At 61.4% G+C, this 14947-nt stretch carries 14 protein-coding genes and 1 pseudogene; 11 read left to right on the top strand and 4 right to left on the bottom strand.

All coding sequences use genetic code 11. The features are described 5' to 3' along the window. Window positions 1–26 precede the first annotated feature (26 nt). Complete coding sequence (locus tag DK391_RS19480) at window positions 27–785, top strand: sulfite exporter TauE/SafE family protein (RefSeq protein ID WP_109479657.1); 759 nt, start codon at window positions 27–29, stop codon at window positions 783–785. On the opposite strand, the gene DK391_RS19475 is transcribed toward DK391_RS19480, so the two are convergent. Continuing rightward, complete coding sequence (locus tag DK391_RS19475; RefSeq protein ID WP_109479608.1) at window positions 774–1193, bottom strand: DUF6632 domain-containing protein; 420 nt, start codon at window positions 1191–1193, stop codon at window positions 774–776. The two genes, DK391_RS19480 and DK391_RS19475, sit on opposite strands and share 12 nt — an antisense overlap. A gap of 72 nt (window positions 1194–1265) precedes the next feature. Beyond that, window positions 1266–1916 (bottom strand): hypothetical protein, encoded by a 651-nt coding sequence (locus DK391_RS19470; RefSeq protein WP_239482886.1) that lies wholly within the window; start codon window positions 1914–1916, stop codon window positions 1266–1268. A 174-nt stretch (window positions 1917–2090) separates the two neighbouring features. Between DK391_RS19470 and DK391_RS19465 the strand changes: the two are divergent. Further along, window positions 2091–2751: pseudogene (locus DK391_RS19465) on the top strand (nitroreductase). Window positions 2752–2770: 19 nt separating this feature from the next. On the opposite strand, the gene DK391_RS19460 reads toward DK391_RS19465, so the two are convergent. Next, entirely contained in the window at window positions 2771–3835 is a 1065-nt protein-coding gene (locus tag DK391_RS19460) for a linear amide C-N hydrolase (RefSeq protein WP_109479607.1), read from the bottom strand. Between the two features lie 223 nt (window positions 3836–4058). On the opposite strand from DK391_RS19460, the gene DK391_RS19455 reads away from it, so the two are divergent. Both DK391_RS19455 and DK391_RS19450 read left to right on the top strand, forming a co-directional pair. Then, a complete protein-coding gene (locus DK391_RS19455; RefSeq protein ID WP_109479606.1) occupies window positions 4059–4547 on the top strand; it encodes a GAF domain-containing protein in 489 nt (162 codons plus the stop codon). A gap of 116 nt (window positions 4548–4663) precedes the next feature. Next, window positions 4664–5605 (top strand): LysR family transcriptional regulator, encoded by a 942-nt coding sequence (locus tag DK391_RS19450; protein ID WP_109479655.1) that lies wholly within the window; start codon window positions 4664–4666, stop codon window positions 5603–5605. Between the two features lie 740 nt (window positions 5606–6345). On the opposite strand, the gene DK391_RS19445 is transcribed toward DK391_RS19450, so the two are convergent. Continuing rightward, window positions 6346–7782 (bottom strand): catalase, encoded by a 1437-nt coding sequence (locus DK391_RS19445; RefSeq protein ID WP_109479605.1) that lies wholly within the window; start codon window positions 7780–7782, stop codon window positions 6346–6348. 372 nt (window positions 7783–8154) lie between these two features. Between DK391_RS19445 and DK391_RS19440 the strand changes: the two genes are divergently transcribed. Genes DK391_RS19440 through DK391_RS19410 form a run of 7 tightly spaced genes read left to right on the top strand, consistent with a single transcriptional unit; the run spans window position 8155 to window position 14946 of the window. After that, entirely contained in the window at window positions 8155–9033 is an 879-nt protein-coding gene (locus DK391_RS19440; protein WP_109479604.1) for a MurR/RpiR family transcriptional regulator, read from the top strand. Between the two features lie 5 nt (window positions 9034–9038). Further along, complete coding sequence (gene ddpX, locus DK391_RS19435; protein WP_109479603.1) at window positions 9039–9605, top strand: D-alanyl-D-alanine dipeptidase; 567 nt, start codon at window positions 9039–9041, stop codon at window positions 9603–9605. A 52-nt stretch (window positions 9606–9657) separates the two neighbouring features. Further along, entirely contained in the window at window positions 9658–11265 is a 1608-nt protein-coding gene (locus tag DK391_RS19430; protein WP_109479602.1) for an ABC transporter substrate-binding protein, read from the top strand. Between the two features lie 8 nt (window positions 11266–11273). Continuing rightward, entirely contained in the window at window positions 11274–12344 is a 1071-nt protein-coding gene (locus tag DK391_RS19425; protein WP_109479601.1) for an ABC transporter permease, read from the top strand. A gap of 58 nt (window positions 12345–12402) precedes the next feature. Continuing rightward, entirely contained in the window at window positions 12403–13317 is a 915-nt protein-coding gene (gene nikC, locus DK391_RS19420) for a nickel transporter permease (protein WP_109479600.1), read from the top strand. A gap of 1 nt (window position 13318) precedes the next feature. Then, window positions 13319–14200, top strand: a complete 882-nt coding sequence (locus DK391_RS19415; protein ID WP_109479599.1) for an ABC transporter ATP-binding protein — start codon at window positions 13319–13321, stop codon at window positions 14198–14200. Beyond that, a complete protein-coding gene (locus DK391_RS19410; protein WP_109479598.1) occupies window positions 14197–14946 on the top strand; it encodes an ABC transporter ATP-binding protein in 750 nt (249 codons plus the stop codon). The genes DK391_RS19415 and DK391_RS19410 overlap by 4 nt, the downstream gene beginning before the upstream one ends. The last annotated feature ends 1 nt before the right edge of the window (window position 14947 follow it).

Raw genomic sequence — 14947 nt, 5'->3', positions numbered from 1 at the left:
AAGTATGCACCGCTATGATGCGTCGCATGAACAATCTCTTACTGGTGGCGGGCGCCGGGCTGCTCGCGGGCGGCATGAACGCGCTGGCTGGCGGCGGCTCCTTCGTCACGCTGCCCGCGCTGATCGCGGCAGGCGTGCCGTCCGTTCAGGCCAACGCGTCGAGCACGGTCGCGCTGTATCCCGGCGGGCTGGCAAGCGCATGGGCGTATCGCGACGGGCTGGGGCCGATTGGTTCCGTGTCGTTGCGCGCGTTGCTGCTCACCACGCTGGTCGGCGGTATTGGCGGGGCGTTGCTGTTGCTGCTCACGCCGTCGAAGACCTTCGATATCGTCGTGCCGTGGCTGCTGCTGGTCGCGACGCTGGCGCTCGCGTTCGGACGGCGCTTCGGCGAATGGATGCGTGCGCGCTGGCACATCGGGCAAACGGCTGTGCTGGTCGTGCAGTTCGCGCTCGGCGTGTATGGCGGCTACTTCGGCGGCGCCGTCGGCATCATGATGATGGCCGTGTGGGGATTGCTCGACAGCCGCGAACTGAAACTGCTCAACGCGCCGCGCACGCTGCTGGTCAGCGCGGCCAACACGATGGCCGTGGTGGCTTTCGTGAGCGCGCACGCCGTGCACTGGCCCGAGACGATAGCGATGCTGATCGGCGCGACGATCGGCGGATATGGCGGCGCGCTGGTGGGCCGCCGCACGCCCGCGCCCGTCATCCGATACGGCACGCTGCTGGTCACCGCCTGCATCACGATTGCCTTTTTCTGGCGCGCGTACGGATCAGGAAAATGATTTCAGCCACGTCGACCGCCGCATCGTGCGTGCCGCTTCGCCACGCGGCGTGAGCACGGCGAGCACGATCGCCACGATGAACAGCGCAGGCACATCGCCGAGCAGATGCCCGAGATGGGCGCCATGCATCAGCGACTGCGCAGCCATGATCGTGCCGTGCACGACGCTCGACCACACGGTGAACCAGATCAGGCTCAGATGCTCGAGGGGATTGCGCGCGGCCATCAGCAGGAACACGCCAAGCGTCGCGTAAATGCCGACGATCATCAGCGGATAGTCGGAATAGCCCGTGTGCCAGCTCCATCCCGATGGCCAGAAGAGCATCAACGGATAGATGCAAAGCAGCGCGATCAGGCCGATGCAGATGAGCGCGATGCGCAGACAGGCAATGCGTGCGGCGAGGGTCATGACGGCCTCCATGGCGCGGCTGCGCTTTTCATGTGCTGTTCTCATGATAGCCGCCGCACGCGGCCCGAACGCTCAGGCGCCCGCGTGCCCCTGGCGATGTTGCGGCTGCTGCGCCTCGTCGACGCGCGGCGGCTGACGGTGATCGCCCGGACCCGGCTGATGTCCACGCTGCCCGGCGACACGCTCCTGCCCCGGCTGCGGCCGATGCTCCGCATGTCGCGCGGGCGGGCCATCGTGACGATCCGGCCGATGCGCGTCGCGTGCATACGACGGACGTCCGCCATGCGCAGGCGGACGGTGCTCGTCGCGGCGCGGCGGCATGGCCGCGTGAACAGGCGGACGCCCGCCGCGATGCGCCATCTCGGCGCGCAGATGCTCGCGACGGCGAAACACTTCGGCGCGGCGGTCGCCGCGCGCATAGAACTGTCGATGGCGTTTGCCGTCCGGGCCGACCACCCACAAATACGTATTCCCGCTGACGAACACCACGTCGCGATCCACGACGCCTGCAATATAGACATCGCTGGGCGCGGAGACATAAACGGGCGGTGGCGGCGCCGGCGTGCGCACGACTACGGCGGGCGGCGGTGGTGGCTGCACGGCGACGACGGCAGGCTGCGGCCTTGGCCGCGTGGGCGCGGCGGAGATCTGCTGCTCGCTGGTGACGCAACCGGCTAGTGAGGCAAAAGCGGCAAGCGCCGCGAAAGATGTGGCCAGCTTCATCGTGTTCAAATGCGGCTCCCCGTTGGTGTGGTCGTGCTGGTTCGCCCGCATTAACGGCAAGTCTTACAGAAGCTTTAGCGCGAAAGGTTGGCGGTTCCCGCCTGTATCATCGGCTTTTGCCGATCTACGCGGCACCGCACACGAGCAAAGCGCCACGCCATCGAGGAGTCACGCGTGAAAGTCAGTGAAGCCGTCACCAGCCGCAAGTCCGTCCGCCAGTTTCTTCCTACGCCCGTTCCGCCCGATGCGATCCGCCACGGCCGCGCGCTCGCCGTCGGGCGGCAATCTGCAGCCGTGGCACATCCACGTCGTGGGTGGCGACGCGCTCGCGCGACTCAAGCACGTCATGCGTGAACGTATCGAAGCGGCGCCGGGCGGCGAGGACATGGAGTACCACGTCTATCCGCCCAGCCTGCATTCGCCGTATCGCGAACGACGTTTTCAGGTGGGCGAGGATCTGTACCGCAGCATCGGCGTGGCGCGCGAGAACCGGCCTGCGCGTCTCGCGCAGTTTGCGCGCAACTTCACGTTCTTCGACGCGCCGCTCGCACTCTTTTGCACTGTCGATCGACGCATGGGGCCACCGCAATGGGCCGATCTCGGGATGTTTATGCAGACCGTCATGCTGCTGTTGCGCGAGGAAGGCCTGCATAGCTGCGCGCAGGAATGCTGGGCGCAATATCCGCAGACGATCGGCACGTTTCTCGATCTGCCCGCCGAACGCATGCTGTTCAGCGGCATGGCGATCGGCTATGAAGACACCGATGCCGCGATCAACCAGTGGCGCGCGCAACGCACGCCGCTGGACGAATTCGCGCAGTTCATCGGCATCTGAAGAAGCGCGCGGCGCTCGCTCACGAAGCCATGGCCGGCATGAAGATGAACGACGGCGTGGGCACGAACCGGCCCGATACTTCGCCGGAATAGACCTGGCCTTTGTCGATGGTCAGCTTGAGCACGGGCGCGCCCGGCTTCAGGTTCAGCTTGTGCATGTCGATCCAGAACGTGTCGGGGCGCGTCGCCGAATCGAAGTAATAGATCAGGTTCTTCTGGTCGGCCACCGTGCGCCAGATCGTCGATGAAAGATTCGGCTGGTCCGGCGTGCTGATGCCGAGCGGCACGCTGACGGAACGCATCACGCTCATCACGGCCGCCACCGCCTGATAGGCATACGAGCGGTTCGGCACGCCGACGATGTAGTTCGGATCGAGCTGCTTCGGAATGGCGTCGAGCAGGAACGACGCGCGCACGAAGCGGTCCGCCGCGCGATTGGTGCCGGGCAGGAACGTCAGGCCGCCGACGCCGCGCCAGTAGGTATCGAGCGCAAGCTGCTCGCTGTAGATGGGCGAGTTCGTCATGATCTTGTAGGGCTTGCCGTGATGGATCACGAGCTTGCCGTCGAGGTATTCGAGGATCGCGGAGTCGCCGCTCGCGTCGGACAGCGACAGGTGGATCGTCAGCGGTTTGCCGTTCGGCAAGGGCGGCGCGATGATCTGAAACGGCTCTTTGCCGAACACGTCGACGGCTTCGGCCACTGTCGCGAAGTTGTCGAGTGCGTATTGCGCCCACAGACTGATGGACATGGGCGGACGCGTGGAGTCGGGCTTGCCGTAATCGGTTTCGGCCAGATAAAGCGCATTGGCCACCAGCCCGCGTTCATTCATTCCGTCGACACTGCCGATCTCATAGCCCGACACGATCACGCTGCCGTACTTCGCTTTCCAGCGCGGCGAACGCGGCCCCGCGCGCCCGTCGCGCTCGATGCCGGCAGGAAACACCCACAGGTTCGACATCATGTCTTCGGACCAGTCCATCGAGCGGCCCGTGATGATCAGATTGTCGTCACCGACATAGAGCGCGCGCGTGCACGCGTCGGCTGTCAGTGCGATGAAAAGTACAGCGATGGCTGCAAGCGCCATCGAGATCCTTGCAAACGGTGTACGCATCAGCTTTCCTTTTGGCCCGCACCGGGCCGCCTGTGTTGCTCGAATGGTTGCCGTTACGACTGCAATGACGAGGTGAAACAGCCTCCGTATTCTGTACCGCGATGAGTGAAAGTGCATGCTTAAATGCAGGCCGCCGCCGCGTTTTGCGCATTGATGCGAAAATTGCGTTCTCCCGAAGTCAACACGAGTGCAACCGATGTTCGAAGCCACCATCAATACCGCGCTGCCCAAGGCCGAGTTCTACCAGGAACTGGCATCGCAGGCGCGCTCGCTGCTCGAAGGCGAGTCGAATCAGATCGCCAATGCGGCCAATCTGTCCGCGCTGATCTTTCATAGCCTGCCGGAGCTGAACTGGGCGGGCTTTTATTTCCTGCTGGACGGCGAACTCGTCGTCGGTCCGTTTCAGGGCAAGCCCGCGTGCGTGCGCATTCCGATGGGCCGTGGTGTGTGCGGCCGCGCTGCCGAAACGCGCGAAACGCAGGTCGTGCCGGATGTCGATGCTTTCCCCGGTCATATTGCATGCGATTCGGCGTCGCGTTCCGAAATCGTGATTCCGCTGCAAAAAGCGAACGGCGAACTGGTCGGCGTGCTCGATATCGACAGCCCTGTGCTCGCGCGTTTCGACGACGCGGACCGTGCCGGGCTGGAAGCAGTCGCGAAGATCTTCGTCGCTTCGCTGCGCTGAGGTTTTTACTGCGGCTCAGTACAAATGGGCTTCGCAGTTCCCCCCCGGCGGGGTTCCCACAGCGGCAGGCGTTTGGACTATGATCGCGATCACTGCGTCTCTAGCCGGTGATCGCATTGGATCTCAACGATGTCCGCATCTTTGTCAGCGTCGTCCAGACGGGGAGCCTCGTGAATGCGGCGAGCCGGATGGGCGTGCCGCTCGCCACTGTCAGCCGGCGCATTCGCGCGCTGGAAAAGCATCTCAATGTGCAATTGCTGGAGCGTTCGGCGCGCGGCACGCGGCTGACGGATGCCGGCACGCGCCTGTATCAGCACGCGAGTCTGGGCGTCGAGATCCTTGAGGAAGGCGAGGAAGCCGTCGTCAGCGACCAGGCGATGCTCAAGGGCCGGCTGCGGCTATCGCTGCCGCCCGCGTTCGATATCTGGTGGGATTTGCTGCACGATTTCCAGCGCCGCTATCCTGACATCCGTGTGCATGTTTATACGACCGAGCGGCGTGTCGATCTGATCGAGGAAGGGATCGATGTGGCGTTGCGGGTCGGCGCCATTGCGAATGAGGCGATGGTTGCGCGGCTCATGCTGTCGTACCGGCATGTGCTGGTGGCGAGTCCGCAGTTGATCGAGCGGCTGGGCATGCCCGACGACCCTGCTGCGCTGACGCGCTTTCCATGTGCGTTGTGGAACCGGACGCCTAACGACATCCCTGTCTGGCGGCTTGGCAAGTTTACCGTCGAGCCGAATTACAGGCTGACCACCAACGATTACGCGCAGCTTTGCGATCGGGCGTTGAAGGGTGAGTTCGTCACTGAGTTGCCGCCGTTTCTTGCGGCGCGACCTATCCGGCAAGGGCGGCTGGTTCCGTTGTTGCCGTCGTATCCTATGCCGGATCAGCAGGTGAATTTGCTGTATCCGTCGCATCGGTATCCTTCCGCTATCGTGCGGGCTTATCTTGAGTTTTGTCAGTCGCGGATTGCCTGGTTTGTTGATGAATGTACTGTTGATTGGGTGCCTGACGGGCTGAGGACTGTGGTTTCTGATCCGTTATCGTCTTTGTAGTGTTTTTTTTGTGCTGGCTGGCATCCGCGGTTTGTTAGTGGTGCTTCAGGCGTTGCCCCTGTGCGGGGCGGCACTTACTTTCTTTGCCGCCGCAAAGAAAGTAAGCAAAGAAAGCGGGCTAACACCGCTAATGCTAGTTATTGCCTGCGGGCCCTCAACGGCCCCGTCCTGTCCGCGGCATCGTTCTTCTCAATGCCCGCTGCCAGCGCTCGTTATGAGCGCCTCACCCACTCCAATCACCCGTAGTACTGCTAGCGGCAGCGACCCGTCACTGCAGCCCAGGTGGCAAACGGTGTGTCGGCTGTCGCGCCGTATGCGTCGGCGATCCTACAAGACACACCGCCTTTGCTTTTCAGTCCGGAGTGGTGCGTATAAGGTGCGACGGCCGACACACCGTTTGCCACCTGGGCGGCTTGGACCAAACTAGTAAGGCTCGCTGAGACGCGGGAGTTTGAAGCGGGTGATGCGCTTTTAAAGAGCGCTGGCAGCGGGCATCAAGCAGAGTGATGCCGTGTGAAGGATAGGACCGGCGGGGGACCCGCAGGCAAGGATCGTAGTGGGTGGTGTTCAGCGGCTTTCTTTTGCCTACTTTTCTTTGCCGCGGCAAAGAAAAGTAGGTGCTGCCCCGCACAGGGGCGACGCATGAAGAACCACTAACAAACCGCGGATGCCAGCACAAAAGCAAACCGCAGACGCCAGCGCTACAAAAAAACACCAAGCGCCGGCAGGCAAAACCAACCCTACCCCTTCAACACCTCAAGCGCCGCGGCAACCCCTTGCCCATAAGCAGCATCAGCCTTAGTGCAATGCTCGACATGCAACTTCCGGACAGGCTCCGACACCCCGGCCAACGCACGAGCCGTGTTATCGAACAAAGTCTGCTTCTGCTCAGCCGACATCAACCTGAACAACGCGCCCGGCTGCGAAAAATAATCATCATCCACGCGATGATTCCAATGATCCGCAGCGCCTTCAATCGACAGCGGCGGCTCGCTGAAATCCGGCTGATCAAGCCACTCACCACGCGTATTCGGGTTATAAGGCGTCGCGCCACCCATATTGCCGTCGACACGCATCGAGCCGTCGCGATGGTAGCTGTGCACCGGGCAACGCGGCGCATTCACAGGAATCAGGCTGTGATTCACCCCAAGCCGATAGCGCTGCGCATCGCCATACGAGAACAGGCGGCCCTGCAGCATCTTGTCCGGCGAGAAGCTGATACCCGGCACCACATTCGCCGGATTGAACGCAGCCTGCTCGACGTCGGCGAAATGGTTATCCGCGTTGCGGTTCAATTCCATCACGCCCACTTCGATCAGCGGATAGTCCTTCTTCGGCCATACCTTGGTCAGATCGAACGGGTTGTACGGCGTCTTCGATGCGTCCGCCTCAGGCATGATCTGCACATACATGGTCCACTTCGGAAACGCCTTGCCTTCGATCGCCTCGTACAGATCGCGATGCGAGCTTTCGCGGTCCACGCCGACCAGCGCCGTCGCTTCTGCATCGCTCAGGTTCTCGATGCCCTGCTGAGTATGCAGATGGAACTTCACCCAGAAGCGTTCCTTGTCTTCATTGATGAAGCTGAAAGTGTGGCTGCCAAAGCCATGCATATGGCGGAACGACTTCGGAATGCCGCGATCGCTCATTACGATCGTCACCTGATGCAGCGCTTCAGGCAATTGCGTCCAGAAGTCCCAGTTGCTTTCGGCACTGCGCAGGCCCGAACGCGGATCGCGTTTGATCGCGTGATTCAGGTCGGGAAACTTAAGCGGATCGCGCAGGAAGAACACCGGCGTGTTGTTGCCGACCAGATCCCAATTGCCTTCGTCCGTGTAGAACTTGACCGCAAAGCCGCGAATGTCGCGTTCGGCATCGGCGGCGCCGCGCTCGCCTGCCACCGTCGAAAAGCGCGCGAACAGTTCTGTCTTCTTGCCGATCTCCGAAAAGATCTTCGCGCGCGTGTACTTCGTGATGTCGTGTGTCACCGTGAACGTGCCAAAGGCGCCCGAGCCTTTCGCGTGCATGCGGCGCTCGGGAATCACTTCGCGGTCGAAGTGCGCAAGCTTCTCGAGGAACCATACGTCCTGCAGCAACGCAGGACCGCGCGGCCCTGCCGTCTGGATGTTCTGATTGTCTACAACGGGTGCGCCAAAAGCAGTCGTCAGCTTGTTCACGTCTAGCCCTCCAACACTGATAGGGAGCTCCGGGGCTGTGCCACCGGATCGTACTGTGGGATTTCCAGCAATTGCGGCCACAACTATCAGCCGTTGCGGTCACGCTTGCCAGAGGCGAAATCGGGACGGCGATGCCGTCTAAATGAAAGGCCGCGCGGTGACCCACACGCGCGGACCGGTTACAGCGCAGGCGATCTTATCGCCATTCGAAAAAGCGGGCAGACAAGGGGTAGGCATCCACTTAAGTACTATGGATTTGTCAGATCCGATAAAAAAATTAAGTTAGCGCCTGCTTTATTGTCCCTGTCATATACGTATCAGGTTGCCGGCCAATGACAGATAACTAACGAAGAAGATTCGGAACGACACTCGATGTCCACCGCGTTCGCCCACACAGTCGAAGCAAGCTTTGCGACGCTGACGCCCACGGCCAAGCGCATCGCCAGCTATATGCTGGCGAACCTGGAGCGGCTCGGGCTGGAAACGGCGGACCAGATCGCCCAGCAGACGGGCACGAGCGGTATTTCCGTGGGGCGCTTTCTGCGCAGCGTCGGCTATCGCAATCTCGACGATCTGAAGCGCGAACTGCGCGGCGCGCAATCGCGCCCGTGGTTCATCACCGACCGGCTCGACGCGTACCGCAGCGAGCGCGAGGACGGCGCGGCCAATGATGTTGAAGTCTGCGAACCGCCCGTTGCGAGTTCGCTCGATCTCGAAGTCGATGCCATCCGTTATGTGTATCAACTGGCGCAAGGCGAGACCTTTGCGCGCATCGCGCAGCGCATTGCCGAAGCAGATGCTGTCTTCATTCTCGGCATTCAATCGACACGCGGCATTTCCAACGCGTTCTATAGTTACCTGGAGTACCTGCGCCCTCGCGTGTTCTATTCCGATGGCATGTCCGGCTCGTACGTCGACTCGCTGAATTCGGAGTTTGCATCGCCGTATCTGATCGTCACCGACACGCGCGCCTATTCGCGCATCGCGCGGCGCTATTGCGAAGCCGCGACGCGGCGCAGCCTGCCCTTTGCGCTCGTCACCGATCTCTATTGCCCGTGGGCGCGCGAGTTCTCGTGCGATCTGATGCAGGTGAAAACGGATGTCGGCCAGTTCTGGGACTCGCTCGCGCCGCTAACGTGCCTGTTCAATCTGCTATTGACGTCGATTGTCGAACGGCTGGGTCCGTCAATCGACGAACGTGTCGCGCGCAACCGTGAGTTGCAGCGCGAACTCGATCAATTCGACCTCTGATTCTCATGACCGATACCCCACAACTTATTCACATCACCACGGAAACGCATGGCGTCGAGATCGACCTCGCCTACGCGACCGCAAACAATTTCACCGGCAAGCCTATCTACAAGGAAGCACACTGCCTGCTGCTCGCGCCAGCCGAAGCGGGCCTGCGCAAGGCCGTCGAGCTTGCCGCCAGTATCGGCATGACGCTGCGCATTTTCGATGCGTATCGTCCGCCGCAGGCGCAAAAAGTACTGTGGGACTTTCTGCCGGACCCCACGTTTATTGCAGAACTCGGGCGCGGTTCGAATCACAGCCGCGGCACCGCGATCGATCTGACCTTGATCGACGGCAACGGTGATGAACTCGACATGGGCACGGGCTTCGACGCCATGGTCAAAGAGTCCGAGCACTTCCATCAGGGCCTGCCGCAGCACGTGCAGCGCAACCGGCTATTGCTGCTCGGCATCATGCACGCGTCCGGCTTCACCCATATCGCCAGTGAGTGGTGGCATTACGAAATACCCGGCTCGCGCGCTCTGCCTGTCATCGACAACAACGACAGCGGCCCGTTGAAGCTGATGTAATCCCTTGTTTCGCAGCTTTTCCACGCATGTTCCCTCTCGATACGGAGCGAGTATGAATCTGGTTTTGCGCAATGCGCTAGCGGCAGTGGCCGTCGTTTCGGCACTGACGCTTACGATGACGACAACAGGCACTGCATTGGCCGCCACGCCGAAAGATATGCTGGTGATCGCCACCACGCTCGACGAATTTTCGACGCTCGATCCAGGCGAAGTGTATGAGCTGGTGCCCGAAGAGTATGTCGCCAATACCTACGATCGCCTCGTGCGCGTCGATCTGAAAGACCCGTCGAAATTCAACGGCGACGTCGCGCAATCGTGGACGGTCAGCCCGGACGGACTCACGTTTACGTTCAAGATTCGCCCTGGCCTCAAGTTCCATTCGGGCAATCCACTCACGGCAGACGACGTCGCCTGGTCGATTCAGCGCTGCGTGCTGCTCGACAAGGGCGCCGCTGCCGTACTGCAAGGCATCGGTCTGACTAAAGACAATGCGCTGCAAAACGTCAAGAAGATCGACGATTCGACCGTGAGCATCACGACCGACCAGAAGTACGCGCCGACCTTCGTGCTCAACGTACTGGGCGCGTGGCCCGCTTCCGTGGTCGACAAGACGCTGCTGATGTCGCATCAGAAAGGCAATGATTTCGGCAACGAATGGCTGCGCACAAATGAAGCCGGTTCGGGTGCATACAAGCTCGTGAAGTGGACCGCTAACGACAGCATCATCCTGCAGAAGTACGACGGCTATCGCAATCCGCTGGCCATGAAGCGCATCGTGATGCGCCATGTGCCTGAAGCTGCAAGCCAGCGTCTGCTGCTCGAAAACGGCGATGCCGATGTCGCACGCAATCTCAGCCCCGATGATCTCGCTGCGCTCACGAAGGGCAACAAGGTCAGCGTGACGTCCGTGCCGCAAGCGACGCTGCTCTATCTCGGCCTCAACGTGAAGAACCCGAATCTCGCGAAGCCGGAAGTGCAGGAAGCGATGAAATGGCTGATCGATTACGACGGCATCCAGAAGAACGTGACGAAGAGTACTTTCAAGGTACACCAGACGTTCCTGCCTGAAGGCTTTCTCGGCGCGCTGAACACCAATCCGTATCACCAGGACGTGGCGAAAGCGAAAGCACTGCTCGCCAAAGCCGGCCTGCCGAACGGTTTCAACGTGACAATGGATGTGCGTAGCGCGTACCCGTACAACGAAATCGCACAGGCCGTACAGGCCAATCTTGCACAAGGCGGTATCAAGGTCGAGATCATTCCGGGCGATAACAAGCAGACGCTCGCGAAGTACCGCGCGCGCCAGCACGATATCTATATCGGTGAATGGTCGGCGGATTACATCGATCCGCACAGCAACGCGCAAGGCTACGCGTGGAACCCCGACAACTCGGACAAGTCCGCGTACAAGATGCTCGCGTGGCGTAATTCGTGGGACATTCCCGATCTGACGAAAGAGACCAATGCGGCACTTGCCGAATCGTCGCCGGCCAAACGCGCGCAGCTCTATCAGACGATGCAGAAGGAAATGCTCGCGAAGTCGCCGTTCGTCATCATGTTCCAGCAGGTGTCGCAAGTCGCGATGCGTCCGGGCGTGTCGGGTCTCGAAGTCGGTCCGATCAATGATCTCGTGTCGTATCAGCACGTGAAGAAGCAATAACGGCCGGTATGTCGACACCGCTCACTCCCACCGACCGTCTGCGCGCAGCGTCCGCGCACAGCGCAAGCGTGCGCTGGACGCTGCGCGTGCTGCGCTGGGTGCTCACGCTGGCGATCACGTTCACGGGGCTGCTGGCCGTGACCTTCGTGATCGGCCGCAAGGTGCCCATCGATCCCGTGCTCGCGATACTCGGCGATCGCGCATCGGCGAGTGCCTATGCAGCCGCGCGCATCCAGCTGGGTCTCGACAAGCCGCTTGCGGAGCAGTTCTTTATCTATGTGAGTGCGGTGTTGCATGGCGATCTCGGCGTGTCGCTGCTCACAGCCAATCCGGTGATCGACGACATCAAGCGCGTGTTCCCCGCAACACTCGAACTCGCCACGCTGTCGACCATCATCGGTGTGCTGGTGGGTGTGCCGCTCGGCGTGATCGCTGCCGTGCGACATAACCGCTGGATCGATCACGTCGCGCGTTTCATCGGGTTGATCGGCAGTTCCGTGCCGGTGTTCTGGCTTGGCCTGATGGGCTTGCTGCTGTTCTATGCAAAGCTGCATTGGGTATCGGGACCGGGACGGCTCGATCCTGTATTCGACGGCATGGTCGACACAAAAACGGGCAGCCTGCTGATCGACGCATTGATCGCGGGCGAATGGGATGTGTTCTTCAATGCGTTTTCGCATATCGCACTGCCCGCCGCGATACTCGGTTATTACTCGGTCGCGTATCTGAGCCGGATGACGCGCTCATTCATGCTCGACCAGCTAAATCAGGAGTACATCACCACGGCACGCGCCAAAGGTCTGCCCGAGCGGCGCGTGGTGTGGGTGCATGCGTTCGGTAATATCGCCGTGCCGCTGCTCACGGTGATCGCACTGTCGTACAGCTTCCTGCTCGAAGGCTCGGTGTTGACGGAGATCGTCTTTGCGTGGCCCGGCATCGGTTCGTATCTGACAGGTGCATTGCTGAACGCCGACATGAATGCCGTGCTCGGCAGCACGCTCGTGATCGGCATGACATTCATCGCGTTGAATCTGCTGACCGACGCACTCTATCGCGTGTTCGATCCGCGCGCCCGCTGATGCAACGGAGACCTTCGACGTGCGACACCCTGTTGACCCTTCGACGCAGGACTGGCCGATGAACGCGCCGCGTCCCACCTGGAAGGAATGGCTGTTGACGGACACGCCCGCTTCGCGGCGACAGGCGGCATGCGGTCTTGCATACCGGCGCTGGCGGCGCTTCACGGGCAATCCGCTGTCGGTATTCGGCTTTCTGATTCTCGTGCTGCTCGTGATCGTCGCGATCATCGGACCGTGGATTGCCCCGCACGATCCGTTGCGTCAGGTGCTCTCCGACCGGCTGTTTCCGCCGGGTTCCGCGTCGCACTGGCTTGGCACCGACCAACTGGGCCGCGATATTCTCTCGCGCATCATTTACGGCTCGCGGCTCACGTTATCGATTGCGATACTGGTCGTGGTGGTCGTCGTGCCGATCGGATTGTTGATCGGCACCACGGCGGGCTTCTTCGGCGGCTGGATCGACAACGTGCTGATGCGTGTGACGGACATCGCGCTCGCGTTCCCCAAGATCGTGCTCGCACTGGCCTTCGCCGCCGCGCTCGGTCCTGGCGTGATCAACGCGGTGATCGCCATTTCGATCACCGCCTGGCCCGCGTATGCGCGGCTCTCGCGTGCCGAGACCTTGCGGCTGGTGCAGGCGGACTTCATCCACGTCGCGCGCCTGCAAGGCGCTTCGAACGCGCGCATTCTGCTGCGCTATATCGTGCCGCTGTGTTCGTCGTCTGTGATCGTGCGCGCAACGCTCGATATGGCGGGCATCATCCTCACTGTCGCGGGTCTTGGCTTTCTCGGGCTTGGCGCGCAACCGCCCAGCCCTGAATGGGGCTTCATGGTGGCGTCGGGCCGCAATGTGCTGCTCGACTCATGGTGGGTCGCCACCATTCCGGGCATCGCGATTCTGCTCGTAAGTCTCGCGTTCAATCTGCTCGGCGACGGACTGCGCGACGTTTTCGATCCGCGGCATGGAGATTGACATGAGCACGCACGATACGACGGCGCCGCTGTGCGAAATCGACGATCTGCGCATTGCGTTCCGTACCCACGATGGCACGATGAACGAAGCCGTGCGCGGGCTTTCGCTTACGTTGAACAAGGGCGAACGGCTTGGCATTGTCGGCGAATCGGGATCGGGTAAAGCGTTGACGGGCCGCGCGCTGCTCGGGCTGTTGCCGCCTGCAGCGCATTGCCGCGCGAAGACGATGCGCTTCGACGGCAACGATTTGCTGAGCATGCGCGCCGATAAACGCCGCAAACTGTGCGGTCAGCAGATGGGCATGATTCTGCAAGACCCCAAGTATTCGCTGAACCCCGTGATGACCGTTGCACAGCAGATGCGCGAAGCGTTTGCGCTGCACGACCCGAAGCTTGGCCGCCGAGCGATGCGCGAGAAGATCATCGCTGCGCTGGAGGCCGTGCATATCCGCAATCCTGAGCGCGTCGCGGATTCCTATCCGCATGAACTCTCGGGCGGCATGGGGCAACGTGTGATGATCGCGATGATGGTATCGACGGGGCCGCGCCTGCTGATTGCCGACGAACCGACCAGCGCGCTCGACGTGCTGGTATCGATGCAGGTGTTGGCCGTGCTCGATGAGATGATCGCGAAACATGATACTGGCCTCATCTTCATCAGCCACGATCTGCCGCTGGTGATGTCGTTCTGCGACCGCGTGGTGGTGATGTATGCGGGGCGTGTCGTCGAGACCTGCACGGCGCGCGATCTCATGCACGCACAGCATCCCTACCCGCGCGGCCTGCTTGCGGCCAATCCACCTCTCGCCACTCCACCCGCCGAACTGCCCGTGCTGTCGCGCGATCCAGCATGGCTCGCCGATCCACAAGGAGCCTCCGCATGATCGACGTCGATGCAGTGACGGTGCGCTTCAAGACGGCAGCCGGTGCCGTCGATGCCGTGCGCAACGCGAGCTTTCATGTCGCGCAGGGCGATGTGTTTGGTCTCGTCGGCGAATCGGGTTCAGGCAAGTCGACCATTTTGCGTGCGTTGAGCGGACTCACGCCGATTGCTGAAGGAAGCATGCGCATCGGGCCGCAAGGTCAGCCTGCAAGCCGGCGCGATGTGCAGATGGTGTTTCAGGACCCGTATGGTTCGCTGCACCCGCGCTTCACCGTCGATCAGACCTTGCGTGAACCGTTACGGATCAATGGTATCGATCGGCATGAGGAGCGCATCGTCAATGCGCTGCGCGAAGTGGGTCTGAATGCGTCGTTTCGTTTTCGCTATCCGCATCAGTTGTCAGGCGGGCAGCGTCAGCGCGGGGCGTTTGCGCGTGCGTTGATCGTCGAGCCGCGCGTGCTGCTGCTCGACGAACCGACTTCGGCGCTCGATGATTCCGTGCAGGCTGAAATTCTGAACCTGCTCAAACGACTGCATCAGGAGCGCAATCTGACGATGATCCTCGTCAGTCACAACCTCGCCGTGGTCGGCTTTCTTTGCTCGCATGTTGCGATCATGCGCAATGGTGAGATCGTCGAGGCGCTGGATGTCGAGCGCATTCGCGCGCAGCAGGTCGAGAATGAGTATTCGCGGAGTCTGCTGCTCGCGACGCGAGGCTATCAGCGGAAGACTGTCGAGGCGCTGTAAC

The organism is Paraburkholderia sp. C35 (assembly GCF_003121405.1).
GTDB lineage: Bacteria > Pseudomonadota > Gammaproteobacteria > Burkholderiales > Burkholderiaceae > Paraburkholderia.
Note: the sequence above shows the minus strand (reverse complement) of the source record. Positions and strands in the feature narration are given on the sequence as shown.

What these genes read in the sequence shown, in the direction of transcription:
- DK391_RS19425 (WP_109479601.1), top strand. Translation starts at nt 11,274, where the DNA reads ATGTCGACACCGCTCACTCCCACCGACCGTCTGCGCGCAGCGTCCGCG.
- DK391_RS19415 (WP_109479599.1), top strand. Translation starts at nt 13,319, where the DNA reads ATGAGCACGCACGATACGACGGCGCCGCTGTGCGAAATCGACGATCTG.
- DK391_RS19430 (WP_109479602.1), top strand. Translation starts at nt 9,658, where the DNA reads ATGAATCTGGTTTTGCGCAATGCGCTAGCGGCAGTGGCCGTCGTTTCG.
- ddpX (WP_109479603.1), top strand. Translation starts at nt 9,039, where the DNA reads ATGACCGATACCCCACAACTTATTCACATCACCACGGAAACGCATGGC.
- DK391_RS19410 (WP_109479598.1), top strand. Translation starts at nt 14,197, where the DNA reads ATGATCGACGTCGATGCAGTGACGGTGCGCTTCAAGACGGCAGCCGGT.
- nikC (WP_109479600.1), top strand. Translation starts at nt 12,403, where the DNA reads ATGAACGCGCCGCGTCCCACCTGGAAGGAATGGCTGTTGACGGACACG.
- DK391_RS19470 (WP_239482886.1), bottom strand. Translation starts at nt 1,916, where the DNA reads ATGAAGCTGGCCACATCTTTCGCGGCGCTTGCCGCTTTTGCCTCACTA.
- DK391_RS19440 (WP_109479604.1), top strand. Translation starts at nt 8,155, where the DNA reads ATGTCCACCGCGTTCGCCCACACAGTCGAAGCAAGCTTTGCGACGCTG.
- DK391_RS19475 (WP_109479608.1), bottom strand. Translation starts at nt 1,193, where the DNA reads ATGACCCTCGCCGCACGCATTGCCTGTCTGCGCATCGCGCTCATCTGC.
- DK391_RS19455 (WP_109479606.1), top strand. Translation starts at nt 4,059, where the DNA reads ATGTTCGAAGCCACCATCAATACCGCGCTGCCCAAGGCCGAGTTCTAC.
- DK391_RS19480 (WP_109479657.1), top strand. Translation starts at nt 27, where the DNA reads ATGAACAATCTCTTACTGGTGGCGGGCGCCGGGCTGCTCGCGGGCGGC.
- DK391_RS19460 (WP_109479607.1), bottom strand. Translation starts at nt 3,835, where the DNA reads ATGGCGCTTGCAGCCATCGCTGTACTTTTCATCGCACTGACAGCCGAC.